Annotated in this window: 18 protein-coding genes and 1 other RNA gene; 14 read left to right on the top strand and 5 right to left on the bottom strand. The window is 72.6% G+C overall.

Annotated features, from left to right (window positions below; genetic code table 11):
• Positions 1 to 27: 27 nt before the first annotated feature.
• Positions 28 to 4,173: an FHA domain-containing protein gene (locus ACZ4Z3_RS03660; protein WP_468499465.1), complete on the bottom strand. Its 4,146-nt coding sequence runs from the start codon at positions 4,171 to 4,173 to the stop codon at positions 28 to 30.
• 472 nt (positions 4,174 to 4,645) lie between these two features.
• Between ACZ4Z3_RS03660 and ACZ4Z3_RS03655 the strand changes: the two genes are divergently transcribed.
• From ACZ4Z3_RS03655 to ACZ4Z3_RS03640, 4 genes are all read left to right on the top strand, one after another.
• Positions 4,646 to 6,391: a serine/threonine-protein kinase gene (locus ACZ4Z3_RS03655; protein WP_468499464.1), complete on the top strand. Its 1,746-nt coding sequence runs from the start codon at positions 4,646 to 4,648 to the stop codon at positions 6,389 to 6,391.
• Positions 6,392 to 6,573: 182 nt separating this feature from the next.
• Positions 6,574 to 7,809: a serine/threonine-protein kinase gene (locus ACZ4Z3_RS03650; protein ID WP_468499463.1), complete on the top strand. Its 1,236-nt coding sequence runs from the start codon at positions 6,574 to 6,576 to the stop codon at positions 7,807 to 7,809.
• 278 nt (positions 7,810 to 8,087) lie between these two features.
• On the top strand, positions 8,088 to 9,194 hold the full coding sequence (gene prfB / locus ACZ4Z3_RS03645; protein ID WP_107464201.1) for a peptide chain release factor 2: 1,107 nt from the start codon (positions 8,088 to 8,090) through the stop codon (positions 9,192 to 9,194).
• Positions 9,195 to 9,526: 332 nt separating this feature from the next.
• Positions 9,527 to 10,417 (top strand): hypothetical protein, encoded by an 891-nt coding sequence (locus tag ACZ4Z3_RS03640; RefSeq protein ID WP_468499462.1) that lies wholly within the window; start codon positions 9,527 to 9,529, stop codon positions 10,415 to 10,417.
• Positions 10,418 to 10,545: 128 nt separating this feature from the next.
• Here ACZ4Z3_RS03640 and ACZ4Z3_RS03635 read toward each other — a convergent pair whose 3' ends face one another.
• Positions 10,546 to 10,740, bottom strand: coding sequence for a hypothetical protein (locus ACZ4Z3_RS03635; RefSeq protein ID WP_055518486.1), 195 nt, complete (start codon positions 10,738 to 10,740; stop codon positions 10,546 to 10,548).
• A gap of 263 nt (positions 10,741 to 11,003) precedes the next feature.
• Here ACZ4Z3_RS03635 and ftsE point away from each other — a divergent pair, with 263 nt between their 5' ends.
• From ftsE to ssrA, 6 genes are all read left to right on the top strand, one after another.
• Positions 11,004 to 11,693, top strand: coding sequence for a cell division ATP-binding protein FtsE (ftsE, locus tag ACZ4Z3_RS03630; protein ID WP_009320785.1), 690 nt, complete (start codon positions 11,004 to 11,006; stop codon positions 11,691 to 11,693).
• 43 nt (positions 11,694 to 11,736) lie between these two features.
• Positions 11,737 to 12,648, top strand: a complete 912-nt coding sequence (ftsX, locus tag ACZ4Z3_RS03625) for a permease-like cell division protein FtsX (protein WP_055715569.1) — start codon at positions 11,737 to 11,739, stop codon at positions 12,646 to 12,648.
• 147 nt (positions 12,649 to 12,795) lie between these two features.
• Positions 12,796 to 13,389, top strand: a complete 594-nt coding sequence (locus tag ACZ4Z3_RS03620) for a hypothetical protein (RefSeq protein ID WP_468499461.1) — start codon at positions 12,796 to 12,798, stop codon at positions 13,387 to 13,389.
• Positions 13,390 to 13,506: 117 nt separating this feature from the next.
• The gene (locus ACZ4Z3_RS03615; RefSeq protein WP_468499460.1) at positions 13,507 to 14,700 is read left to right on the top strand and encodes a S41 family peptidase; all 1,194 of its coding nucleotides are present in this window, start codon (positions 13,507 to 13,509) and stop codon (positions 14,698 to 14,700) included.
• Between the two features lie 58 nt (positions 14,701 to 14,758).
• On the top strand, positions 14,759 to 15,298 hold the full coding sequence (smpB, locus tag ACZ4Z3_RS03610; protein WP_055540000.1) for an SsrA-binding protein SmpB: 540 nt from the start codon (positions 14,759 to 14,761) through the stop codon (positions 15,296 to 15,298).
• 125 nt (positions 15,299 to 15,423) lie between these two features.
• Positions 15,424 to 15,826: a transfer-messenger RNA gene (gene ssrA / locus ACZ4Z3_RS03605) on the top strand.
• Positions 15,827 to 15,923: 97 nt separating this feature from the next.
• Here ssrA and ACZ4Z3_RS03600 read toward each other — a convergent pair.
• From ACZ4Z3_RS03600 to ACZ4Z3_RS03590, 3 genes are all read right to left on the bottom strand, one after another.
• A complete protein-coding gene (locus ACZ4Z3_RS03600; RefSeq protein WP_468499459.1) occupies positions 15,924 to 16,937 on the bottom strand; it encodes a LacI family DNA-binding transcriptional regulator in 1,014 nt (337 codons plus the stop codon).
• A complete protein-coding gene (locus ACZ4Z3_RS03595; protein WP_468499458.1) occupies positions 16,934 to 17,092 on the bottom strand; it encodes a hypothetical protein in 159 nt (52 codons plus the stop codon). The genes ACZ4Z3_RS03600 and ACZ4Z3_RS03595 overlap by 4 nt, the downstream gene beginning before the upstream one ends.
• 61 nt (positions 17,093 to 17,153) lie before the next feature.
• On the bottom strand, positions 17,154 to 18,485 hold the full coding sequence (locus tag ACZ4Z3_RS03590; protein WP_468499457.1) for an MFS transporter: 1,332 nt from the start codon (positions 18,483 to 18,485) through the stop codon (positions 17,154 to 17,156).
• A gap of 84 nt (positions 18,486 to 18,569) precedes the next feature.
• Between ACZ4Z3_RS03590 and ACZ4Z3_RS03585 the strand changes: the two genes are divergently transcribed.
• The 4 genes from ACZ4Z3_RS03585 (at position 18,570) to ACZ4Z3_RS03570 (ending at position 24,300) form a co-directional block, all read left to right on the top strand.
• The gene (locus tag ACZ4Z3_RS03585; RefSeq protein WP_468499456.1) at positions 18,570 to 19,544 is read left to right on the top strand and encodes a LysR family transcriptional regulator; all 975 of its coding nucleotides are present in this window, start codon (positions 18,570 to 18,572) and stop codon (positions 19,542 to 19,544) included.
• 162 nt (positions 19,545 to 19,706) lie between these two features.
• Positions 19,707 to 20,747, top strand: coding sequence for a hypothetical protein (locus ACZ4Z3_RS03580; protein ID WP_468499455.1), 1,041 nt, complete (start codon positions 19,707 to 19,709; stop codon positions 20,745 to 20,747).
• A 254-nt stretch (positions 20,748 to 21,001) separates the two neighbouring features.
• Entirely contained in the window at positions 21,002 to 23,119 is a 2,118-nt protein-coding gene (locus ACZ4Z3_RS03575; protein WP_468499539.1) for a glycosyltransferase, read from the top strand.
• A complete protein-coding gene (locus tag ACZ4Z3_RS03570; protein WP_468499454.1) occupies positions 23,116 to 24,300 on the top strand; it encodes an acyltransferase family protein in 1,185 nt (394 codons plus the stop codon). Before ACZ4Z3_RS03575 ends, ACZ4Z3_RS03570 begins: the two co-directional genes overlap by 4 nt.
• Positions 24,301 to 24,357: the final 57 nt, after the last annotated feature.

Below are 24,357 nucleotides of genomic sequence, written 5' to 3'. Positions count from 1 at the left end.
TGGGGACGCGTCCCTTGGCCCCGAGGACTACAGCAGGGACGGAACCTCCGTCGCCGACACCTCTTTCGCCGCGCGGTCGAGGGCGCTGGCGAGGAGGGCCAGGTCCGTGGGGCCGTTGCCCAGTTCGCGGACGGGGCGGCGGGTGGGCGGGTCGCCCATGCGGGCCCAGTCGACGGGGACGACGGTGGGCCGCAGGGTCGCCGTGCGGGGGATGCGCCCCGTCACCCGGCCCGCCTGGAACGGGATGGGGGCCGTACGCCCCTGCGTGACCAACTCGCCCCGGCCGGGCGACGGTTCCTCCGGCCCCGGCAGCGGCGCGCTGAGGACGATCCGGCCCCCGGCCGCCCGCCCCAGCTCGCTCTCGCCGATCCGGCCCCCCGCACCGGCGGCCACGAGATGCACCCCGAGCCGCTCGCCCTCCCGGGCCACGGCCTCCAACGCCCGTACGACCGATCCGGCGGCCGGCCGGCCCGTGGAACCCAGCGGCGGTGACAGCAGCGCGTCGAGGTCGTCGACGATCACGACGAGCCGAGGCAGCTCGGTGCCCCTCCCACCCGGCTGCCCGTCCTGCTCGGCGGCCCTGCGCCCCGCGCCCGGCCGCAGCCGCAGCGTGGAACTGGACGACGAGTCGAGATCCGCGGCACCCCCGGCGGCCGACACCCGATCGGCGAGGCCACCGCCACCGGCCGGGCCGCTGCTCCCGGTCGCGCCACCACCGGCCATGCCACCGCCGGTGGTCCCGGCGCCCGTCGGCCCGCGGCCGGGTGACCCGGCGCCGTCCTGGCCGCCGCCCGCCGCCCCGGCCGCCGCCGGGGAACCCGGCGTGCCCGGCGCGGACCGGGAGACCGACCTCGCCGAACGCTGGGGGACGATCCGGCCCGCCACCTCACGCCGGGTGTGCCACTCCGCGAAGCCGAGCCCGCCCAGCAGCTCCGACCGCCGTTTCAGCTCGGCGCTCAGCGACTGCGCGAACTCCCGCATCCGGACCGGGTCGTTGGCCATGAGATGCGTGCCCACGTGCGGCAGGTCCGTACAGACGCCCAGCCCCTCCCCGCCGCGCCCGGCAGCCCCGCCGCCGCTCCCGTCCCGCCCGTCCACCAGGGCGATGCCCAGCCGGTCGGGCCGCTCGGCGGCGGCGAGGGAGGCGGCGACGGACCGCAGCAACTCCGTACGGCCGCTGCCCACGGGCCCCTCGATCAGCAGATGCGGGCCCTCGGCCACGAGGTCCACGGACACCGGCCCGCGCGGTCCCGCGCCGAGCACGGCCCAGGCCCGGCCGCCGAGCGCCGTCGTGTCGTCGGCGGCGTCCGCCCAACGGGCCATCAGTGACGCCGGGGTGGCCCGCGCCAGCCCCAACTCGTCCAGCAGCCTGGCCGACTGCGGCAACGGTGCCGACACGCGCGTCTGGCGGTCCCCGGCCGAACCGTCCGTGCGCAGGGGCGCCAGCGCCCGCGCGAACCGCTCCGCCCACGCCGCGGACACCGCGTCCAGCGTGGCCACCGTGCCGTGGTTGAGCAGTCCCGGCGGGTTCGGGTCGGGCGAGGGCCGGTCGGTGTGGCCGCCGGGTCGCGCGCGCTCGTCCGCCACGGCCCCGACCGCCCCCACGGCCCCCGTGAGGTCGATGTGCGGGTGCGTACGGCCCGTGGAACCGGAGTCCGCCCCGCCGGTACGGCCGGAGTGTTCGGGGCGGGCCGGACGGCCGGCCTGGCCCGGATCACCGGGGCGCTCGGAACGGGAACGGCTCGGCACGGCTTCGGAGCCGGGCCGCCCCCCGCCCCCGCGCGCGTGCTCCACCGGATCGAGGCGCTCGGCCCCACCTCGCACGGACCCGCCCCGCGCCGACGCCGGGGCCTGAGCCGCGACGCCGCCGACGGGGGCGCTCGCGGCGGTCTGCGCCGGCGCGACACGCAGCAGCCGCAACGCCGTGGCGACGTCCCCGCTCAGCAGGGCGACGGCCCCGCACGCGCGGAACGCGGGCGAGATCGCGCAGGCCGCCCCGTACGTCTCCGTCACCGGCGAGGCGGGCGACGCGGCCTCCGCCTCGGCGAGGCACACCACATGGATCCCGGCGGCCGGCCCGTCCTGCGCCAGCCGCACCACGGCCTCCCGCACATCGGCACCGCCGGGGTCCCCGTCGACGACCACCACCGTGTACGGCCCCGGGAAGCCGCCGGCCGCCCGGTCGTCCTTGGCCCACGAGGGCCGTCGGGCGGGGCGTCCGCCGGGCACGCCGTCGGCGCCGGGGCCTGTGAGGCCCGCCGTGCCCGGCTCGCCCGCCATGTCCGCCGCGTGGTCCTCCAGACGGCGCAGCAGCTCGTCCAGCCGGGCCGTGGCCTGTTCGCGGTCGTAGGCGAGCAGAAGACGGCAGTCCTGGCCGTGGGCGGGGCGCAGATGGGGGAGCCAGCCGAGCCAGGACCAGTCGGCCGTGCGCTCCTCAGCGGGGCGGGAGCGGTCGGCGCTGATCAGGGTCAGTTCGAGGGTGTCGGGGGAGTGCAGCGCCGCGAGCTGGGCCACGACGGCACGGGCCAGGCCCATCAGACGCGGGCGCGGCCCGGCCAGCCCGAGCGCGCCGACCTCACGCAGCCCGGTGGTCACGGGCACCGCCGGCAGCAGACCCGAGCCGTCCGGCGTGGCCCGGTCGGCCGTGCCCAGCCGCACCGACAGCGCCTCCGGGTGGCCCGGCCCCCGCTCCCACAGCCGGGGCCCCGGGCCCAGCGCGGTCAGCAGCAGCGCGGCGGGGTCCGGCCAGGTCTCCGGCAGCCGCGCGCCCCCGGCGGGGAGCAGCGACGCCAGGGCGCCGCGCTCGTCCTCGTCGTACTCCGTGTCGTACTCGTACGGGTCGTGCTCCGCCCCCGTCTGCCCGCGTCCCCCGGCCAGCCGTCGAGCCCAGGCCCCGAACCCGCCCCGCTTGCGCACCCCGCGCGGTACGTCCGTGCCCCGCAGGGGCGTGCCCTTACGGGTGCCGGAACCGGCGGGTCCCAGCGTGTCGGCGCCCTCACCGAGGTCACCGGGTGCGCCGGAAGCGCCAGGTGCGCCGGAAGCGCCGGGTGCACCGGGTCCGCCGTATGCACCGGACCCGGGGAGGTCGTCGGGTTCGCCGTACCCCCGCTGACCCGGCAGGTCGACGGCGCCGCTCCCGCCGCCCGGACCGTCATGGCCGCCTGGCCGGTGCGACGCGCGTGAGTCCCCGGGACCGCCCCGGGACCCGGAGCCGCCGGCACCCGGGGAAGCGTCAGGGCCGTGGGAGCCGCCGAAGCCCCCGCCCACGCCCTCCTGCCCCGCATCCCGGCCGCCGGACCAGGACCCGGACCCGCCCGCGAACCCCGCCGCTCCCGCCGCCCGCTCGATCCCCGGTGCCCCGCCCTGCCCGGGCACCAGCCTCTGCTCCGTCCTCTGCTCCGTACGCTGCTGCCCGGCGGCCCGTGCCGCCTCCGCCGTGCCGTCACCCCCGGAAGCGCCTCCGGAAACACCCCCGTGGCCCGTGCCGCCCTCGGCCGCCACGGTCACGCGGACGTGGCCCTCGCCGTCGGGTGTGGTCGCGACGCCGCGGGTGCCGGAGGAGGAGGCCAGGCGGAGGGCCGACTCGCCGATCCGCAGCAGCGCGCCCGGCGTGAGGCGGACGGGGCGGTCGCCGACCTGCTCGCCGTCGAGCGTGGTGCCGTTGGTGGAGCCGAGGTCGACGACGGTGACGCGGCCGTCGGAGGAGAGGGTGACCGCGCAGTGGAGGCGGGAGACGTCGGGGTCGTCCAGGGGGACGTCGGCGTCGGAGGAGCGGCCGATGTGGATCTTGCCGCCGTGCAGCAGATGGACACCGCCGGCATCGGGTCCGGCCACGACATGCAGCTGGGCGGCGGCCTCGTCGACCTCGGGGCCCGGCTCGGAGGGGGCGCCGAGGGAGAGCACGGCGCCGTCGATCAGGGGCGGCTCGCCGAGGGTGCAGCGCTGGACGTCGAGGCGCTCGGCGCCCGCGTACAGCACGACCTGGCCGCCCGCCTCCCGGCCGCGCTCCGGCTGCGCGGCGCCGCCGTCCCCGACCGCGGAGGCGAGGCCCGACGCCACGGCGGCGAGCGCCGTCCCCGCGGGCGCCGTGACCAGCACGTCGCAGGCCGTGGCGCGTCCTCGCGGCTCCGAGGTCGGTCCCAGCGGGTCTACGACGGTCAGCCGGATCTGCATCGCCGTCTGCGGTCCCTTCCGCGCGGGCACCCGCGACGACGAGGACGAGACTGCGCGGTCCCCACCGCAGACTTCCCCCACCGCTCACGGGCACGTCGGCCAGTACTGGAGGCATCCTCGCACCTGCCGCCGACAACACGCCCGCCGCCCGGCGCCAAGTGATCTTGATTGGTCGGCTCTGCCCCCAAAAGTGCCTGACCAGTGCCCGCCAATTGATCACTTGAGATCGGTCACGTCTGTCCCATGCCCGATTTGGGCAACCGAGCGCCTGGGGAGAGCGTCTTTCCATCGAACGTGCGGGGGAACCCGTACGTATCCGCGTACGCGGGACGGCAGGGAACATTGAGCAAGCCACAGCAAGCCACAGCAGGCACAGGACGACAGGACCCCTGGTCCCGGGATGGCCGCACTACAGTGGGTCGGAACACCCGCGGGACAGGGTCGGGCAAGCAAGCAGCAGGGAGCGCATGACGTGCGGCCGGTAGGGAGCAAGTACCTCCTGGAGGAGCCGCTTGGACGCGGCGCCACAGGCACCGTCTGGCGCGCCCGCCAGCGGGAGACGGCGGGCGCCGAGGCGGCCGTGCCGGGCCACCCCGGGGAGACCGTGGCGATCAAGGTCCTCAAGGAGGAGCTCGCCGGCGACCCGGACATCGTGATGCGGTTCCTGCGGGAGCGCTCCGTCCTCCTCAGGCTCACCCACCCGAACATCGTCCGGGTGCGCGACCTCGTCGTCGAGGGCGATCTCCTGGCCCTCGTCATGGACCTGATCGACGGCCCGGACCTGCACCGCTACCTGCGCGAGAACGGCCCGTTCACGCCCGTCGCCGCCGCGCTGCTCACCGCGCAGATCGCCGACGCGCTCGCCGCCAGCCACACCGACGGCGTCGTCCACCGCGACCTCAAGCCCGCCAACGTGCTGCTCCAGCAGGACGCGGGCCAGATGCACCCGATGCTGACCGACTTCGGCATCGCCCGCCTCGCCGACTCCCCGGGGCTGACCCGCACCAGCGAGTTCGTCGGCACGCCCGCGTACGTCGCCCCCGAGTCCGCCGAGGGCCGCCCGCAGACCTCCGCCGTCGACATCTACGGCGCCGGCATCCTGCTGTACGAGCTGGTCACCGGGCGTCCGCCGTTCGCCGGCCAGAGCGCCCTCGAAGTGCTGCACCAGCACCTCAGTGCCGAGCCGCGCCGCCCCTCCACCGTCCCCGACCCGCTGTGGACGGTCATTGAGCGCTGTCTGCGCAAGAACCCCGACGAACGGCCCAGCGCCGTCAACCTCGCCCGCGCGCTCCGCGTCGTCGCCGAGGGCGTCGGAGTGCACGCCAACTCCCTCCAGATCGCCGCCGCCGAGGGCGTCGGCCACCTCCTCCTCCCCGACCCGGCCCCCGCGCCGGTACCGGGTGGCGCCCCGGAGCCGTTCGGCTCGTCCGACGCGACCCAGGTGCTGCCGCACGGCGCCGGCGCGTACGACCCGAACGCGGCGACCAGCGTGCTCCCGCACACCTCGGGTCCCGGCAACCAGCCCGCGGGCGCGGCCGACCCCACCGCCGTCCTCCCGCAGACCGGCGGGGCCGACCCGACCTCCGTCATGCCGCCCGTGCCGCCGCACGACCCGGCCGGGCCGCGACCGGAGGAGCCGCACCCCTGGCAGAACCAGCTGCGCGCGGCCCGCGACCGCAACGAACAGACCCAGATCCAGTACCTCGACCCCGGCGAGGACCCGCTGCGCCGCCGCCCCCAGCGGCAGGCCCAGCGGCCGCAGCAGCCCCCGCAGCCGCAGCAGCCGCCGCGCGGGCAGCAGCGCCAGCAGCGCCGCCCCCAGCAGCCCGCCCCCGGCTACGGCCAACCGCAGCAGCACCAGCCGTACGCCCCCGCCCCGCAGCGCCAGCAGCCGCAGCGGTACGCGCCCGCCCCGCAGCCGCAGCAGCCCGCGCCGCGCCCGCAGCGGGAGCCGAGGCCGCCACGCGAGCCGCGTCAGCGCAGCGCCAACCCCATGCGGATCCCGGGGCTCGGCTGCCTCAAGGGCTGCCTCTTCATGATCGTCCTGCTCTTCGTCGGGGGCTGGCTGATCTGGGAGTTCACCCCGCTCCAGGGGTGGATCGGCACGGGCAAGGGTTACTGGGAGCAGCTGAAGGACTGGTTCGACACGGCGACCAAGTGGATCGGCGAGCTGGGCGACTCGGGCTCCGGTTCCGGAGGATCCGGTTCCGGCCAGTGACGACCGCGGCGGCGACGACCGCGTAGGCGACGACCGTGACGACCGCGAGGGCGACGACTGGCCCGCGCGGTGCCGGTGTTGGGGATTTGTCGACATCTGAGGGGTGATTTCCGCCTCGGCGGTGAAGGTTGGCTCCCGGGGCGCGTAGCTTTGTCGCCAACACGCGGCCTGTAGGAGCAGTCTTGGGACGGAAGATCGGAAGCCGGTACACCGCGAACCAGATTCTGGGGCGGGGCAGCGCCGGCACGGTGTGGCTGGGTGAGGGTCCCGAGGGCCCCGTCGCCATCAAGCTGCTGCGCGAGGACCTCTCGTCCGACCAGGAGCTCGTCAGCCGCTTCGTCCAGGAGCGCACGGCGCTGCTGGGTCTCGACCACCCGAACGTGGTGTCCGTGCGCGACCTCGTCGTCGACGGCAACGACCTCGCCCTCGTCATGGACCTCGTCCGGGGCACCGATCTGCGCACCCGGCTGGACCGGGAGCGCCGTATGGCCCCCGAGGCGGCCGTCGCCATCGTGGCCGACGTGGCCGACGGCCTCGCGGCGGCCCACGCGGCCGGCATCGTGCACCGCGACGTCAAGCCGGAGAACGTGCTGCTGGACATGCAGGGCCCGCTCGGCCCCGGCGGCTCCCACCCCGCCCTGCTGACCGACTTCGGCGTCGCGAAGCTGATCGACTCGCCGCGGCGCACCCGCGCCACGAAGATCATCGGAACGCCGGACTATCTCGCGCCGGAGATCGTCGAGGGCCTGCCGCCCAGGGCGGCCGTGGACATCTACGCCCTCGCGACGGTCCTGTACGAGCTGCTGGCGGGCTTCACCCCGTTCGGCGGGGGCCACCCGGGGGCGGTGCTGCGCCGCCATGTGACCGAGACCGTCGTCCCCCTGCCCGGCATCCCCGAGGAGCTGTGGCAGCTGCTCGTGCAGTGCCTGGCCAAGGCCCCGGCCTCCCGACTGCGGGCGTCGGAGCTGGCGGCCCGGCTGCGGGAGCAGCTGCCGCTGCTGGCCGGGATGCCGCCGCTGGACGTCGACGAGCCGGGCACGGAGACGCAGGACGCGTACGAGGAGGCGCCGGCGGAGGCCGCCGCCCCCCGGGACCGGGTGCGGCGGGGTGCCGTGCCGCTGGTGCCGGGCGCGAAGCCGGACTCCAACCGGGACACCCACACGTCGATGCGGGTGCCGGCGCCCGACGAGCTGGCCGGGGGTGCGCACGGGACCGCGCGGGTGCCCCGGGCGGCGGGGGCGCCCCGGCCGGGGTCCGCACGGAACCGGGCGACCGCCCGCCGCCGCCGGATCACACTCGGCGCGGCGGCGGTCGCGCTGATCGCCGCGGTGGGAGTGGGGACGTGGGCGGTCACCTCCGGGGACGAGGAGCGCGGGGCGCCGTCCGACACGAAGAACTCAGCGCCGGGTTCTCCCTGACCGGGCGCCCAATAGCTCGGGGGCCGCTGTGGTGGGGCGTCCGCGGGTGTGTGTGGCTGGTCGCGCCGTTCCCCGCGCCCCTGAAGGGAACGGGCCTGCGGCCCGCCCGTCATCCTGAAAGGCACGGGGCGCAGCCCCGGTCGCTTCTCAGGGGCGCGGGGAACTGCGCGGACAACCCCCACCCACCCGCACCCGCCGACGAACCGCGCACCCCCGAGCTCACAGGCGCTCGCAACCACCCGGGAGGGATACGTTGCCGTAGCCGTTACGCTGGGGGCGTGGCAGTCGTCGATGTATCCGAAGAGCTGAAGTCCCTCTCGTCGACCATGGAGTCGATCGAGGCCGTTTTGGACCTCGACAAGCTGAGGGCAGAGATCGCCGTGCTCGAGGAGCAGGCGGCCGCGCCGTCCCTGTGGGACAACCCGGACGAGGCGCAGAAGATCACCAGCAAGCTGAGCCACCTCCAGGCCGAGGTCAGGAAGGCGGACACGCTCCGTGGTCGTATCGACGACCTCGGTGTCCTCTTCGAGATGGCCGAGGAGGAGGACGACCCGGACACCCGCGCCGAGGCCGAGGCGGAGCTCGCCTCCGTGAAGAAGGCCCTCGACGAGATGGAGGTCCGCACGCTCCTCTCCGGCGAGTACGACTCCCGTGAGGCGCTCGTCAACATCCGCGCCGAGGCCGGTGGCGTCGACGCCGCCGACTTCGCGGAGAAGCTCCAGCGGATGTATCTGCGCTGGGCCGAGCAGCACGGCTACAAGACGGAGGTCTACGAGACCTCGTACGCCGAAGAGGCCGGCATCAAGTCGACCACCTTCGCCGTGCAGGTCCCCTACGCCTACGGCACCCTCTCCGTCGAGCAGGGCACGCACCGCCTCGTGCGGATCTCGCCCTTCGACAACCAGGGCCGCCGCCAGACCTCCTTCGCGGGCGTCGAGATCCTCCCCGTGGTCGAGCAGACCGACCACATCGAGATCGACGAGTCCGAACTGCGCGTGGACGTGTACCGGTCGTCCGGCCCCGGCGGCCAGGGTGTCAACACCACCGACTCGGCGGTGCGCCTCACCCACATCCCCACCGGCATCGTCGTCTCCTGCCAGAACGAGCGCTCGCAGATCCAGAACAAGGCGACCGCGATGAACGTCCTCCAGGCCAAGCTGCTGGAGCGCCGTCGGCAGGAGGAGCAGGCCAAGATGGACGCCCTCAAGGGCGACGGCGGCAACTCCTGGGGCAACCAGATGCGTTCGTACGTGCTGCACCCGTACCAGATGGTCAAGGACCTGCGGAACAACTTCGAAGTCGGCAACCCCGAGGCCGTGTTCAACGGTGAGATCGACGGCTTCCTCGAGGCCGGAATTCGCTGGCGCAAGCAGCAGGAGAAGTAAGGGACGCGGCCACGCCCCAAGTCCCGGACAATCTCAGCGCTTTGTCGATAAGGCAACTGCCATCCACGCGATGGCAGTTGCCTTCTCTGTAGGGGGATGTCTGGGTTTTACGTCACACTCACACGACGTTCCCGCGGTCAAACCCGATGAACAGGACATCGCGTACGCAACGACCTTGACGTTGCTTCGAAAACTGGGAAGGCTGACGCGTGGCATGCGCATTACTGGGACGCATGTGAACCGGGGGATCTTGCAGGCTACCGACTGCCCCCGCTGATCGCGGCCCCGGGCGCTGCTCCATTTACTGATGAGCTACTGGGGGTAGCAGCCATATGACGAAGAAGACGCGGATCCGCGTGGCGCGAATAGCCGCGGGTGCCGTGATCGCCGCCGGCGCGTCGCTGACCGCCGCAGGTGCCGCTTCCGCGCTCGACCTCGGCGTCGGTATCGGCGTCAACACCGGCAACGGCGTCTCCGCCGACGTCGGTGTCTCGGTCGACACCGAGGGTGACACGGACGGCACGTCCATCGGTGCCACGCAGGGCACCACTGGCACCGCCGGTACGACGGGTGACACCGGCACCACGGGTGACACCGGCACCACGGGCACGACCGGCACCACCGGTACGACCGGGGACACGGGCACCACCGGTACGACGGGCACCACGGGCACGACCGGTGACACCGGCACGACTGGTACCACGGGCACGACGGGTACCACGGGCACGACCGGGACGACCGGCACGACCGGGACGACCGGCACCGACGGTGGCAACGGCAACTCGGGCGGTAACGGCAACTCCGGCGGTAACGGCAACTCGGGTGGCAACGGCAACTCGGGCGGTAACAGCAACTCGGGTGGCAACGGCAACTCCGGTGGCAACAGCTCCACCGGTGGCAACGGCAACTCCGGTGGCAACAGCTCCACCGGTGGTGACTCCACCTCGGGTGGCGGTTCCTCCACCACCGGCGGCGGTGACGCCACCTCCGGCGGGACCGAGCCCGACGGCGGCAACGACGAGGTCGTCCAGGAAGAGGGCTCCTCGCAACTGACCGACACCGGTTCCGAGGCCGAGGCTCAGGGCGCCGGCAGCGGTGAGCTGGCCGAGACGGGTGCCGCCGAGACCACGTTCCTGCTGGTCGGCGCCGCCACGATGATCGTCGGCGGTATCGGCTTCCGCCTGCTGCCCCGCCTGATGGGCGGTCGCGGCGCCGCGGCCTGATCCCTCGCGATCACGCACGGCACCCCGCACGTTCGAAGGCCCGGGGCGACAAGCCCCGGGCCTTCGTCGTGTCCGATCGCGCCGGCGGGGCGTACCCGCCGGTCACTCATGTGTCCGCTGTCGTCGCCCTAGGCCGTCGTCTGGTGCGCGAGCAGCGCCAGAGCCGTTATCAGGATCGCCAGGAGGGCGATCAGGGTCATCGGGCTCAGGCCCGCGAACGGATTCTCCTGCTGGAGCCGCTCGCGACTGGCCCGGCACACATGGCAGCGGCCCTCGGCGACGGGCGACGCGCAGTTCGCGCACACCAACCGGTCGTACGTCATGCGCCTCGCCCTCCTTGCAATGGCCTCACACACACCTCAACGCTTCGCGGAACCGGTGCGTTCCGCTGATTCGCCGGTCCCCTTCTCCTCCACTGTGCCAGGTTCCCCCGGTGCGTGCGCGGGCGCCCGGAAAAGGGGCGGGTGCCGTTCGTCGCACGGCGCCGGGATCGCCGAGGTCGCTCGCGCAGTTCCCCGCGCCCCTCACGAGGACGGGTAGCGGTACAGTCTCGACCATCCATTCCCCGACGGCCTGTGGTGCATCCGTGATCCGATTCGACAACGTGTCCAAGGTCTACCCGAAGCAGACCCGCCCCGCCCTCAGGGATGTGTCCCTGGAGGTCGAGAAGGGCGAGTTCGTGTTCCTCGTGGGGTCCTCCGGCTCCGGAAAGTCCACCTTCCTGCGGCTGATCCTCCGCGAGGAGCGGTGCAGCCAGGGTCAGGTGCATGTGCTGGGCAAGGATCTCGCGCGGCTGTCCAACTGGAAGGTGCCGCAGATGCGCCGCCAGCTGGGGACGGTGTTCCAGGACTTCCGGCTGCTGCCGAACAAGACGGTCGGCGAGAACGTCGCCTTCGCGCAGGAGGTCATCGGGAAGTCGCGCGGCGAGATCCGCAAGTCCGTGCCGCAGGTTCTGGAGCTGGTCGGCCTCGGCGGCAAGGAGGAGCGGATGCCGGGCGAGCTGTCCGGTGGTGAGCAGCAGCGCGTCGCCATCGCGCGGGCCTTCGTGAACCGGCCCAAGCTGCTGATCGCCGACGAGCCCACCGGCAACCTCGACCCGCAGACCTCCGTCGGCATCATGAAGCTGCTCGACCGGATCAACCGGACGGGTACGACCGTGGTCATGGCCACCCACGACCAGAACATCGTGGACCAGATGCGCAAGCGCGTCATCGAGCTGGAGAAGGGCCGTCTCGTCCGCGACCAGGCGCGCGGCGTCTACGGCTACCAGCACTGACCACTGCTCGACGACCGTCCACGGAAAGGCTTGACCAGACGCCATGCGCGCGCAGTTCGTCCTGTCGGAGATCGGTGTGGGTCTCCGCCGCAATCTCACGATGACTTTCGCGGTCGTCATCTCGGTGGCCCTCTCCCTCGCCCTGTTCGGCGGCTCCCTGCTGATGCGGGACCAGGTCAGCTCGATGAAGGGCTACTGGTACGACAAGGTCCAGGTGTCGATCTTCCTGTGCAACAAGGCGGACGCGGAGGCGGACGCCAACTGCTCCAAGGGCGCCGTCACCTCGGAGCAGAAGCAGCAGATCAAGAGCGACCTGGGCAAGCTCGACATCGTCGAGCAGGTCTACTACGAGTCGGCGGACCAGGCCTACAAGCACTACAAGGAGCAGTTCAAGGACTCCCCGCTGGCCGCCTCGCTCACCCCGGACCAGATGCAGGAGTCGTACCGGATCAAGCTGAAGGACCCGGAGAAGTACAAGGTGATCGACACCGCGTTCTCCGGGCGGGCCGGTGTCCAGTCGGTCGAGGACCAGCGGGACGTGCTGGAGAACCTGTTCAACCTGCTCGGCGGCATGAACGTCGCGGCGCTCGGGGTGATGGGTCTGATGCTGGTCGTGGCGCTGCTGCTGATCGTCAACACGGTGCGGGTCTCCGCGTTCAGCCGTCGGCGGGAGATCGGCATCATGCGGCTCGTGGGCGCGTCGGGCTTCTACATCCAGGCGCCGTTCATCATGGAGGCCGCGATCGCGGGCCTGATCGGCGCGGGCTTCGCCGGGACGCTGATCGTCGGTGGCAAGTACTTCCTGGTCGACCAGTGGCTCGCGGAGAAGATCCCGCTGGTCAACTTCATCGGCTGGGACGTCGTGCTGACCAAGCTGCCGCTGGTCCTGGCGATCGGACTGCTCATGCCGGCCATGGCCGCGTTCGTTGCGTTGCGGAAGTACCTCCGGGTCTGACGCCCGTTGCGCGATCATGACGATTCAGGGACACGATCGCCATTACCTGCGCGAATCTTGATCGTTAAGCTCGTTCCGACCGATCGCGCTTCCGGTGGACCTCCGGTTCCCGGAAGCAATGACAGTGAACGAGGGGAACGAGCGATCATGCACGCACTCAACGGGGGCGCAGGCAAGCGGATGGCCGGTACGGCGGTGGCGGCCGCCATCGGGGCGGCCCTGCTGCTGCCGGCCGTACCCGCCTCGGCCGCGCCGGCCGCTCCGGCCGCTCCGGCCGCGGCGACGGCTCCGGCTGTCGCCGCGAAGGGCGGCGAGTACAAGTACCACTACACATACCGGGTCATCCGCAAGACGACGCCCGCCGAGGTGTCGTTCAAGAAGATGAACAAGATCATGAACGGTGTGTTCCCGATCAAGGGCATGCCGAAGACGGTCAAGAAGAATCAGAAGATCTGTCTGAAGATGGTCAAGGACTGCAACCCGGTGCGCGTCACCGCGGTCGGCAAGACCTACTTCACCCTCAAGTCCCTCCCCGGGCACCTGGAGGGGGCCGGCAAGATCATCACCTTCAAGCTGGTGAAGAGGAACGGCTACCTCGTCCTCGACGTGTCGGCCCACGGTCCCAAGGCGGTCTGGCAGAAGCACCCCATCACCGACAAGTCCAACCGGCTCTTCGCCAGGGGCATGTGGGGCGCGTACGCGGTGAACCTCGCCAAGGCCGCCGAGTACAACCTGGTGTGACCGGACGGGAAGAAAGTGTGCCGCACGTCACGGCATATCTGATGGTGTGACGCACGCCAATGGGGCCGTACCGGCAAGGACCGCTACGGCCCCTCCCGTTGTCCTAGACTCGCCGACATGTCAGGCCGCGACCTGTTCTCCCAGCCCCGCCGCATCCGCCGCGGGGCGGCCCTGACATTGGTCTTCGCGAGCGTGCTCGCCACCGGCACCGCGACCGGCTCCTTCGAGGACCCCTACCGCAAGGACGACGCCTCCGGCGCACCACGCTCCGCCCCGGCCGCCCGGCAGCAGGACGTCGCCGAGGCCGCCGCCGAGGCCATGGCCGAGGGCACCTCCCCCCTGGAGGCCGCCGAGCGGGCCGTCAGCCGCAGCGGCGACCGCTGGGGCGCGGTCTACTCCGAGGGCGAGTACGAGGAGTTCCAGGAGGCCCTCGACGGCGAGTACACCGGCGTCGGGCTGTGGGCGCGGTTGCGGCGCGACGGCCGGGTCGAGATCACCCGCGTCCAGGACGGCTCGCCCGCCGCCGGCGCCGGGATCCGCGCCGGGGACCGGCTCGTCAGCGTCGACGGCGAGAAGGTCGACGGCCGCCCCGTCACGGACGTCGTCTCCTTACTGCGCGGCGACGCGATCGACGGGGGAGAAGACACCGCCGAGGACGCCGCCGCCGGTACGAAGGTGTCGCTGGGCCTGCAACGTGGCACCCGGACCTGGCAGGAGACCCTGCGCAGGGCCCGTCTCTCCACCGAGGACGTCACCGTCAGCAGCCTTGCCGACGGGATCACCGTGATCAAGGTCGACGCGTTCACCAAGGGTTCGGGAGACATGGTGCGCGCGGCCGTCGAGCAGGCCGCCGACGCGACCGGGTTCGTGCTCGACCTCCGCGGCAACTCCGGCGGCCTGGTCGCCGAGGCCGTCACCGCCTCCTCCGCCTTCCTCGACGGCGGCCTCGTCGCCACCTACGACGTCAACGGCGAACAGCGCGCCCTGCACGCGGACGCCGGCGGCGACAGCACCAGACCGCTGGTCGCGCTCGTCGACGGCGGCACGATGAGCGCGGCCGAACTGCTCACCGGAGCGCTCCAGGACCGCGGCCGCGCGGTGGTCGTGGGCTCCCGCACCTTCGGCAAGGGCTCCGTGCAGATGCCGAGCCGCCTCCCCGACGGGTCCGTCGCCGAGCTGACCGTCGGCCACTACCGCACCCCCTCCGGCCGCGGTGTCGACGGCCGGGGCATCACGCCCGACCTGGACGCCGACGACGACGCCCTCCAGCGGGCGGAGACGGTGCTGAGCGGGCTCGGCGAGTACGAGTAATCGGCTTTCCCCGGCACCCCCGCGTAGTGCGAAAATGGACGGCACTATGAGCAAGGGAATGTACGTACCCAAGGAGTCGCAGCCCAAGCAGGGCGGGGCGGCCGCCAAGGCGAGGGACGGCGAGAAGGGCGGCAAGCGCAAGATCGTCGCCCAGAACAAGAAGGCCCGCCACGACTACGCCATCATCGACACCTACGAGGCCGGGCTCGTCCTGACCGGCACCGAGGTCAAGTCGCTGCGTGAGGGCCGGACCTCGCTGACCGACGGCTTCGTCCAGATCGACCGGGGAGAGGCGTGGCTGCACAACGCGCACATCCCGGAGTACCACCAGGGCAGCTGGACCAACCACTCCGCGCGCCGCAAGCGGAAGCTGCTGCTGCACCGCGAGGAGATCGACAAGCTGGAGTCCAAGGCACAGGAGACGGGGCACACGATCGTGCCGCTCTCCTTGTACTTCAAGGACGGCCGCGCCAAGGCGGAGATCGCGCTCGCCCGAGGCAAGAAGGAGTACGACAAGCGGCAGACCCTGCGGGAGAAGCAGGACCGGCGGGAGTCGGACCGCGCCATCGCCGCGGCGAAGCGCAAGCAGCGGGCGTAGCCGGGGTGACGCGCGCGTGGCCGCCGGGAATACGGTGGCATGCGCTCGCGTTGGTCACGTACGATGGCATCCGCACCTCACAGCGGGTGCGAGCGCCCTCCTCGGAGGGGTTGAAAACACAACATGGGGATGATCGGTTTCGACAGCGGATGTCGAAGCAGGGGAAGCGTGTCGAGGAAGCGGCCATGATCTCGTAAACCACAGGCCGAAAAAAATAATCGCCACTGTTAAGAGCGATTCTCCCGAGCAGCGCTTCGCTCTCGCCGCCTGATCTCAGGTAGCGAGACCGAGCCTCTCACTTAAAGGGAGTGTCAGCCCGGGGCTGTTCCCGACCCGGATCCTGGCATCAGCTAGGGGACTAAACCTTGATCCCGGTCACGGGGTGAAGAGGGAAATCAAACAGTGACTGAGCCCGTCGGCGACTTGTTCGCGTGATCGCCGGGGCTGAGAAACTCATAGCGAACTGCACACGGAGAAGCCCTGGTTCCGCACCGTTGGACGCGGGTTCGATTCCCGCCATCTCCACAATTCCCATGTGACGCATGAACAGCGGGGCCCGGTGGTCGACCAGACCACCGGGCCCCGCTGCGTCGTTCGCCCGAGCCGTCGGCTCCCGGCCCGCCCCTCAGCCCGCCGGCCGGCGGGCCGTGCTCGCCCGTGGGGTCAGGCGGGCGGGGAGCAGGGTGGCCTCGGGGACGGGGGCGCCGTCGAGCTTCCTCATCAGCAGGGCCACGGCCTGCTCGCCCAGCTCGGTCGACGGGACGGCGACCGACGTGAGGGGGACACGCGGCGACGTGGCCAGGTCCTCGGGACACAGGGCCGTGATCGAGAGGTCGGCCGGGACACGGAGACCGAGGTGCTCGAAGGCGTCCAACAGAGGGTCCAGAACGGCCTCGTTGTGGACCACCACGCCGGTGAGGGCGGGGTGTTCGCGCAGCAGCCGCTCGGCGACCTCGCGGGCCGCCGCGGGCGTGGCCTCGCACGGGTGGACCGTGGACGTCATGCCGTGGCGGGTGGCGGCGGCCGTGAAGCCCTGGAGGACCCGCTGCGCGAACGACGTCCGACGGACGTACACCTCGGGCGGCGAGCCGATCAGGGCCACGGTCCGGTGGCCCAGGCCGGCCAGATGGTCCACGCACAACTCGCCCGCCGCCCGGAAGTCCAGGTCGATGCAGGTCAGCCCGTCCGCCGAGGCGGGGAAGCCGATCAGCACGGAAGGACGGTCCAGGGTGCGCAGCAACGGCAGCCGTGGGTCGTGGAGTTGGACGTCCATCACGATCAGCGCGTCGACGAGGGCCGTGTCCGCGACCCGGCGCAGCCCCTCCTCGCCCTCCTCCTGGGTCAGCAGCAGCACATCGTGGTCGTGCGCGCGGGCCGACGTCACCACCGACACCGCGAAGCCCATCACCACCGGCACATGGATCCCGGCCCGCAACGGCACCACCATCGCCAGCACGTTCGACTTGCTGCTGGCCAGGGCGCGGGCACCGGCGTGCGGGCGGTAGCCCAGCTCACGGATGGACGCCTCCACCCGTGCCCTGGTCTCCGCGGAGATCGGGCGCTTCCCGCTCAGCGCGTACGACACGGTGCTGGGGGAGACCCCCGCGTGCCGCGCCACATCCGTGATCTTCACCGTCACCGCGATCCCCCGCCTTCCGGGCCCGGCTCCACGTCCAACGTCAGGAAGCCCGTGCCGGACGCCGCCCGGACCTCCCGCCCGTCCGCCCACGGGGCCCTCGGGTCACCGCAGGAGGCCCGCAGGACGTTCCCCTCCCGTACGACGGTGAACGTCACGTCGCCCCCCTCCGCGGCGAAGCGCTTCGACGGGCGAAGGTAAGGGCGGGACGTGGACACGTCAATGGGGTGTGCGGAAAACGGTCGGGCGCCGGTTGGACGCGGCCAGGGACAGCAGCAGGGCAAGGGCGGCGGCGGCCGCCGGCACGGCGAAGCCGGTGGTGGCCGGGCCCGGGCCGTGGTCCACCATCCAGCCGCCGAGCGCGGAACCGCCCGCGATGCCGCCGAGGAGTCCGGTGACCGCGAGGGTCATGCCCTCGTTCAACTGGCCCTCGGGGGTGCGCTCCTGGATCAGGGACATCGCCGTGACCATGGTGGGCGCGGTGGCCATGCCGGCCACCAGGAGGGCGGGGGCGAGGGGGAGGAGCGAGCCGGTGGACGAGGCGGTGAGCCACGGCAGGGTCATCAGGGCCGTCATGGCGGCCAGGCAGAGCGGGAAGCGGCGGTCGGCGGAACGGGTCACCCGTATCGCGCCGAACGCCAGGCCCGCGACGCAGGAGCCGGCCGCCTGGAGGCCGAGGATCAGACCCGCCGCGGCGGCGTCGCCGTGCGCGTCGGCGTGGGCGACCGTGACGACCTCCAGAGAGCCGAAGACGGCGCCCATGGCGAGGAAGACGGCGAGGAGGGCGGGGACGCCGGGGGCCCGGACGGGGGACCGGGCGGCCGTACGGCCGCTCGGCGGCGGCTCGGTGGCGCGCTGGGCGGCGAAGACCAGGACGCCGGTCAGGACGACGATGCCGCCGAACAGGGTGCCGGCCTCGGGGAACAGGGAGGTGCACAGGAACGCGGCGATGACGGGGCCGACCATGAAGCACAGTTCGTCCGCGGCCTGTTCGAAGGAGTTCGCGGTGTGCAGGGCCGCCGGGTCGTCCTTCAGGAGGTGGGCCCAGCGGGCGCGGGCCATGCCGCCGGTGTTGGGGACGGTGGCGGTGGCGGCGTAGGAGGCGAAGAGGGTCCAGGCCGGGGCGTCCCAGTGGACGCAGGCGGTCAGGGAGAGGCCGCCGAGGAGGGCGAGGGCGGTGGCCGGGACGGCGACCCGGGCCTGGCCGTGGCGGTCGACGAGGCGGGCGGTGAGGGGAGCGACCAGGGCGGTGGCGGCGAGGCCGGTGGCGACGACGGCGCCGGCGAGGGCGTAGGAGTCGCGGGCGGGGGCGATCATCAGGATCGCGCTCACGCTGAACATGCCCATGGGGAGGCGGGCGAGGAGGGCGCCGAGGGTGAAGGCACGGGTGCCGGGGATGTGGAAGAGGTGGCGGTAGGAGAGGGCGCGGGTGGGTTCGGGCGCGCCTGAGGGGGTGGGCGTGTCGCTGCGTCGGCGGGTTCGGGCGTGTTGCGGCTGGTCGCGCAGTTCCCCGCGCCCCTTGGGTCGGCGGGGGTGGACGTCGGCTGGCATGGGATCAAGCCTGCTTTCGTTCTTGATCCACCGTCCAACACCTACTCCGTGGTGATTCACGCACCCTGGTTGTAAGTTCGGCGGATGTCCCTCGCTTCCGATGCCGTCGCGCCGCGGCTGCTGCGTGCCTTTCTCGCTGTCGTCGACGAGCTGCACTTCACCCGGGCCGCCGCCCGGCTCTACGTCGCCCAGCAGGCGCTCAGCCGGGATGTGCGGCGGCTGGAGCGGGAGCTGGGCGTGGAGTTGTTCGTGCGGACGACCCGGCAGGTGGCGCTGACGCCCGACGGGGAGCGGCTGGTGCCGCACGCGCGGCGCGTGCTGGAGGCGCAGGACGCGCTCGTGGGGGCGTTCCGGCAGGCCCGGCCGTTGCTGGTGGACCTGAACTCGCCGGGGCTCGCCACCGGCGTACGGGTGTTGCGGCGGGCGCGGGAGCTGGTGCCCGACGTGGAGTTGCTGGCGCGGTACGAGAGCGGGCTCACGTACGCCGCCGCCGAGATCCTCGCCGGGCGGCTGGACGTGTCGTTCGGCAGGTTCGCGGGGCTGGACCCGGCGGTGCGGGCCCGGCTGGAACAACAGCCCGTGCGGTACGAGCCGATGGCGGTGATCCTGCCCGAGGACCACCGGCTGGCCGCGCTGGACGCCGTGCCGCTGGCGGAGCTGAGGGGCGAGACCGTGTACGCGGGTGCCGGCAATCCCCGTACGCCGGAGTGGACGGAGCTGGCGCGGCAGCTGTTCGCGGGGCGGGGGATCGAGATCGCGCCCGCGGCGCCCCTGGTGGTGGGCGAGGAGGAGTTCGCGCGGGTCATGGCCAAGACGCGGACGCCCGTGCTGGCGGTGGTGGACTTCCCGCCCATGCCGCGCAGTGTGCTGCGGCCGCTCGTCGACCCCGTCCCGCTGTCCCCCGTCTCGCTGGTGTGGCGGAAGGGGTTCACGCACCCGGGGCTCGATGCCCTGCGGCGGGCCGCCACCGAACGAGCGGGCGCGGAAGTATGGCTTTCATATCCGGAGGACGGGTGGATTCCGGCTACAGATGCACTCATCATGATGAGTTTCATCTGATAGCACAGATGTCACATCTCTCCCGTCCCCTACATTCGGGCCCCCGGGTGCGTGTGATGGGCGGGGCGCCCCGGATCGGGTGGGGGCCCGGTCCGGTACGGAAAAGTGCGAGAGTCCGGCATCGAACACGCATCCGCAACCCGTGGGGGGAAGCGCGTGCACGTGGAGAACTGGCCGAAAGGCACCCAGCCGGAGCGGTCCGACGGTGACAGCCGTGACGAACACCGTGGTGACGTCGAGGGTGCCCTCGGTACCGACCCGTTCGCCCGGACCGGCGCCACCGGTGACGAGGTGGTGTGGCCCGAGGCCGTCGGCAGAACGGGATCCGTGCCCCGGCCGTCGACCGCCTTCGCCGGTGTGCCCCGGCAACCCGGCGCCGCCGGGCGCGAGGCAGGCCGGCCGGGCACCGTGGCGTCCCCCTGGGAGCAGCCCGACCAGCCCGGCCGCACCCACGACCCGCACGAGGTGACCATTCAACTCGACGGCGTCGGACGGGAACTGGACGGTCCGGGCAGGCATGCGGGCAAGAACCCGGACAAGGCCGCCGGGGGCCAGCCCGACGGGCCGGTCTTCGTCGACGAGTCGGGGCGCCGCCGCAACCGCTACCGCAAGCTCGGCATCGCGGTCGGCACCGTCTGCGCCGCGTACGCCGTCGTCATCGTCGGCACGCTGGTGTCGGGCAACTCGGACGCGCCCTGGCTGCCGATGCCCATGCAGAAGGACGAGGCACCGGCGGACAAGGTGGACACCCCGCCGCAGCCGGCCGCGTCGGCCGATGTCGCCGACACCGCCGAGGGGGTCGTGCCGCCGCCGAGCGCCGGGTCGGTCTCCCCGGGAGTGGCGCCCGCGCCGGGCCGCGGCGACGCCCGCGGCGACGCCCGCGACGACGGGAAGAAGAAGGTCCCGGAGGCCTCCGCGAGTGCCCGGCCCAGCGGCGGCGCGAGCGCCGGCCCGCGGCCGAAGCCGACCACCGGTGTGAAGGAGCCCGAGCCCTCGGTCTCCGCGTCCCAGCCGGCGGGCGGCGGCTCCAGCCCCACACCCACCCCGACGCCCACACCCTCCGAGTCCGGCGGCCCCGCTCCCGGCCCGGGATCCGGCACGGACACCGTCGCCGGCGGTCCGCCGACCCCGGCACCGGTCGAGCCCGCCACCGCGGCACCGGAGAGCCCGCAGGCCCCGCAGACCTCGGAGACCCCCGCATAATGACCCGCTTCAGGCGCGGCGGCACACCTTCGCGTGCCGCCGCCGAGCGCCGTACCCGCACACCCCGTTCGCCCGAGGCCGCCGACGGCACGGCCGTAAGCCCCCCGAAGGGCCGGCCGAAGGACTCGTCGAAGAACTCGTCGAACGGCTTGTCGAAGCGCCCGCCGAAGGGCTCGTCGAAGCGCTCACCGAAGCGCCGGACCGTGCGGCTGCCGCTCCGTCACATCCTGCCGTGCCTGTTCCTCGTCGCCCTGATGGCGATGCTGATGCTGCGCGGCTACGTGCACAGCGAGATCCTCGCCGACCACCGGGTCCGTCCGCCCGTGTCGAACGACCGCGTGCCGAAACGGATCCTCGACGGCGGGCCGGTGATCGACACCCGCTCGGGCCGTGCGGCCAGCCTCGACGTACCCGACCGCGAGGTGGTCCTCACCTTCGACGACGGCCCCGACCCCGTGTGGACGCCCAAGGTCCTCGACGTGCTGAGGAAGCACGACGCGCACGCCGTCTTCTTCATCACCGGCACCATGGCCTCGCGCTACCCGGACCTGGTGCGGCGCATGGTCGACGAGGGCCACGAGATCGGGCTGCACACCTTCAACCACCCCGATCTCTCGCTCCAGTCCAAGGGCCGCATCGACTGGGAGCTGTCCCAGAACCAGATGGCGCTCGCGGGCGCCGCGGGCATCCGGACCTCGCTGTTCCGGCCCCCGTACTCGTCGTTCTCGGGCCGTATGGACAACCGGTCCTGGCCGGTGACGCAGTACATCGGCAGCCGCGGCTACATCACCGTCGTCAGCGACACCGACAGCGAGGACTGGAGCAGGCCCGGCGTCGACGAGATCATCCGCCGGGCCACACCGAAGCGCGGCGAGGGCGCGGTCGTGCTGATGCACGACTCCGGCGGCGACCGCTCGCAGACCGTCGCCGCGCTAGACCGGTTCATCGTCGGGCTGCGCGACCAGGGTTACGCGTTCCACACCCTCACCGGGGCGCTCGACGCGCCCAGCGCGCACACCGAGGTCACCGGGGTCGGCCTGTGGAAGGGCAAGGCGTGGGTGGCGCTCGTCCAGGCGTCCGAGCGGATCACGGGCATCCTCGTCGTGGCCCTCTCGGTCGTCGGCGTCCTCGTCCTCACCCGCTTCGGCCTGATGCTCATCCTGTCGGTGTGCCACGCCCGCAAGGTCCGCCGCAGGAACTTCCGCTGGGGCCCCGACGGCCCCGTCACCGAACCGGTGTCCGTCCTCGTCCCCGCCTACAACGAGGCCAAGTGCATCGAGAAGACCGTCCGTTCGCTGGTGGCCAGCGACCATCCCATCGAGGTCCTCGTCATCGACGACGGGTCCAGCGACGGCACCGCCCGGATCGTCGAGGAGCTGAGCCGGGACCTGCCCGACGTGCGGGTCGTGCGGCAGCTCAACGCGGGCAAGCCCGCCGCCCTCAACCGGGGCATCGCCAACGCCCGGCACGACCTGATCGTGATGATGGACGGCGACACGGTCTTCGAACCGTCCACCGTCCGCGAACTGGTCCAGCCGTTCGCCGACCCGCGCGTCGGCGCCGTCGCCGGCAACGCGAAGGTCGGCAACCGCGACACCCTCATCGGCGCCTGGCAGCACATCGAGTACGTGATGGGCTTCAACCTCGACCGCCGCATGTACGACGTCCTGCGCTGCATGCCCACCATCCCCGGCGCCGTCGGCGCCTTCCGCCGCGAGGCCCTCGAACGGGTCGGCGGCATGAGCGAGGACACCCTCGCCGAGGACACCGACATCACCATGGCCATGCACCGCGACGGCTGGCACGTCGTCTACGCGGAGAAGGCCCGCGCCTGGACCGAGGCCCCGGAATCCGTGCAGCAGCTGTGGTCACAGCGCTACCGCTGGTGCTACGGCACCATGCAGGCGATCTGGAAGCACCGCAAGGCCCTGTTCGAACGGGGCCCCTCGGGCCGCTTCGGGCGGGTGGGCCTGCCGCTGGTGTCGCTGTTCATGGTGGTCGCGCCCCTGCTGGCCCCGCTCATCGACGTGTTCCTCCTGTACGGGCTGGTGTTCGGGCCGACGGAGAAGACGATCGGCGCGTGGTTCGGCGTCCTGGCCGTCCAGGCCGTGTGCGCGGCGTACGCCTTCCACCTCGACAAGGAACGCATGACCCATCTGATCTCCCTGCCGCTGCAACAACTCCTCTACCGCCAGCTGATGTACGTCGTCCTGCTCCAGTCGTGGATCACCGCCCTGACCGGCGGCCGGCTGCGCTGGCAGAAGCTGCGGCGCACCGGCGCGGTGGGACTGCCGGGTGATCCCGGCGGAACCGGCGGGACGAGCGCGCCCGACGCCGGGACCAAGCCGCGCGAGGGGAGCCCGGTCGGATGAGCACCCTGACGCAGACCACGACGGAGGAGACCCCGAAGGCGCCGCCCGCGCCCGCCCGCGACCGCTACTTCGACTTCCTGCGGGCCCTCGCCATCTTCCGCGTGGTCCTCTACCACCTCACCGGCTGGGCCTGGCTGCCGCTGGTCTTCCCCTCCATGGGCGTGATGTTCGCGCTGGCCGGCAACCTGATGGCCCGCTCGCTGAAGCGTCCGGCCCTCCAGGTCGTCAAGGGCCGGCTGCGCCGACTGCTGCCGCCCGTCTGGCTGCTGGGCGTGATCGGTGTGACCGGCATGGTGGCGCAGGGCTGGGCGCCCGACGCGGAGGGGCATCCCGCGTGGTGGTGGTCCCACCTCACGTTCTGGATCCTCCCGATCAGCGACCCCCCGTACGCCGAGGGCCTGCCCGGCGCGCACGGCTTCATCGGCGCCGACTGGGCCGTGGAACTCGCCGGGCCCCTCTGGTACGTCCGCGCCTACCTCTGGTACGTCGTCCTGTCCCCGGTGCTGCTGCGCGCGTTGAGGGCGGTGCCCGTGGTGACGCTCCTCTTCCCGGTCGCCCTGTCGGCCGTGCTCGAACTGGGCTATCTGTCCCTGCCCGGCGAGCGGTTCGCGTCGGGGCTCACGGACTTCAGCACCTTCGGCGCGTGCTGGATCCTCGGCATGGCCCACCAGGAGGGCATCCTCAGGCGTCTGCCCCGCTACATCGTCCCCTCCGTCGCCCCGGCCGTGGCCCTGACGGGCCTCTGGTACGCCCTGAACCACGACTTCGGCAACGGCAACGACCTGGACTCCATGCCGTTCGCCCAGGCGCTGTGGTCCCTCGGCACGGTGGCGCTGCTGCTCCACCTCAGCCCGTCGTGGTCCGAGTGGCCGCGCCGACTGCGCCGCTGGGACGGGGTGATCACCTTCCTCAACTCCCGTGCGGTGACGATCTATCTGTGGCACAACACGTGCATCCTCGTCGCCGCGACCCAGTGGGACCGGCTGTGGTCGGTGGTGGTCCTCGAACAGAACGTGCCCTGGCTCCTGGAGAGCGTCTGGCCCGTGCTGGCCCTCACCTGGGTGCTGATCGTCGGCTGTGTCGTCGCCTTCGGCTGGGCGGAGGACCTGGCGGCCCGCCGCCCGCCGAGACTGTGGCCGAACGGCGGCCGCCGGGCCGGTCGGGGCGCGCGCAGGCATTGACCGCCCCCGGGGGCGGCGACATCGTGGCCGCCCCGTCCGGTCATGTAGTGACCCCGT

This window comes from Streptomyces sp. NPDC030296, assembly GCF_055572815.1.
The sequence above is the reverse complement of the archived record's forward strand: the minus strand, read 5'-3'. Positions and strand labels throughout refer to the sequence as shown.

What these genes read in the sequence shown, in the direction of transcription:
- ACZ4Z3_RS03585 (WP_468499456.1), top strand. Translation starts at nt 18,570, where the DNA reads ATGTCCCTCGCTTCCGATGCCGTCGCGCCGCGGCTGCTGCGTGCCTTT.
- ACZ4Z3_RS03615 (WP_468499460.1), top strand. Translation starts at nt 13,507, where the DNA reads ATGTCAGGCCGCGACCTGTTCTCCCAGCCCCGCCGCATCCGCCGCGGG.
- ACZ4Z3_RS03570 (WP_468499454.1), top strand. Translation starts at nt 23,116, where the DNA reads ATGAGCACCCTGACGCAGACCACGACGGAGGAGACCCCGAAGGCGCCG.
- ACZ4Z3_RS03620 (WP_468499461.1), top strand. Translation starts at nt 12,796, where the DNA reads ATGCACGCACTCAACGGGGGCGCAGGCAAGCGGATGGCCGGTACGGCG.
- ACZ4Z3_RS03635 (WP_055518486.1), bottom strand. Translation starts at nt 10,740, where the DNA reads ATGACGTACGACCGGTTGGTGTGCGCGAACTGCGCGTCGCCCGTCGCC.
- ACZ4Z3_RS03590 (WP_468499457.1), bottom strand. Translation starts at nt 18,485, where the DNA reads ATGCCAGCCGACGTCCACCCCCGCCGACCCAAGGGGCGCGGGGAACTG.
- ACZ4Z3_RS03660 (WP_468499465.1), bottom strand. Translation starts at nt 4,173, where the DNA reads ATGCAGATCCGGCTGACCGTCGTAGACCCGCTGGGACCGACCTCGGAG.
- ACZ4Z3_RS03575 (WP_468499539.1), top strand. Translation starts at nt 21,002, where the DNA reads ATGGCGATGCTGATGCTGCGCGGCTACGTGCACAGCGAGATCCTCGCC.
- ftsX (WP_055715569.1), top strand. Translation starts at nt 11,737, where the DNA reads ATGCGCGCGCAGTTCGTCCTGTCGGAGATCGGTGTGGGTCTCCGCCGC.
- ACZ4Z3_RS03640 (WP_468499462.1), top strand. Translation starts at nt 9,527, where the DNA reads ATGACGAAGAAGACGCGGATCCGCGTGGCGCGAATAGCCGCGGGTGCC.
- smpB (WP_055540000.1), top strand. Translation starts at nt 14,759, where the DNA reads ATGTACGTACCCAAGGAGTCGCAGCCCAAGCAGGGCGGGGCGGCCGCC.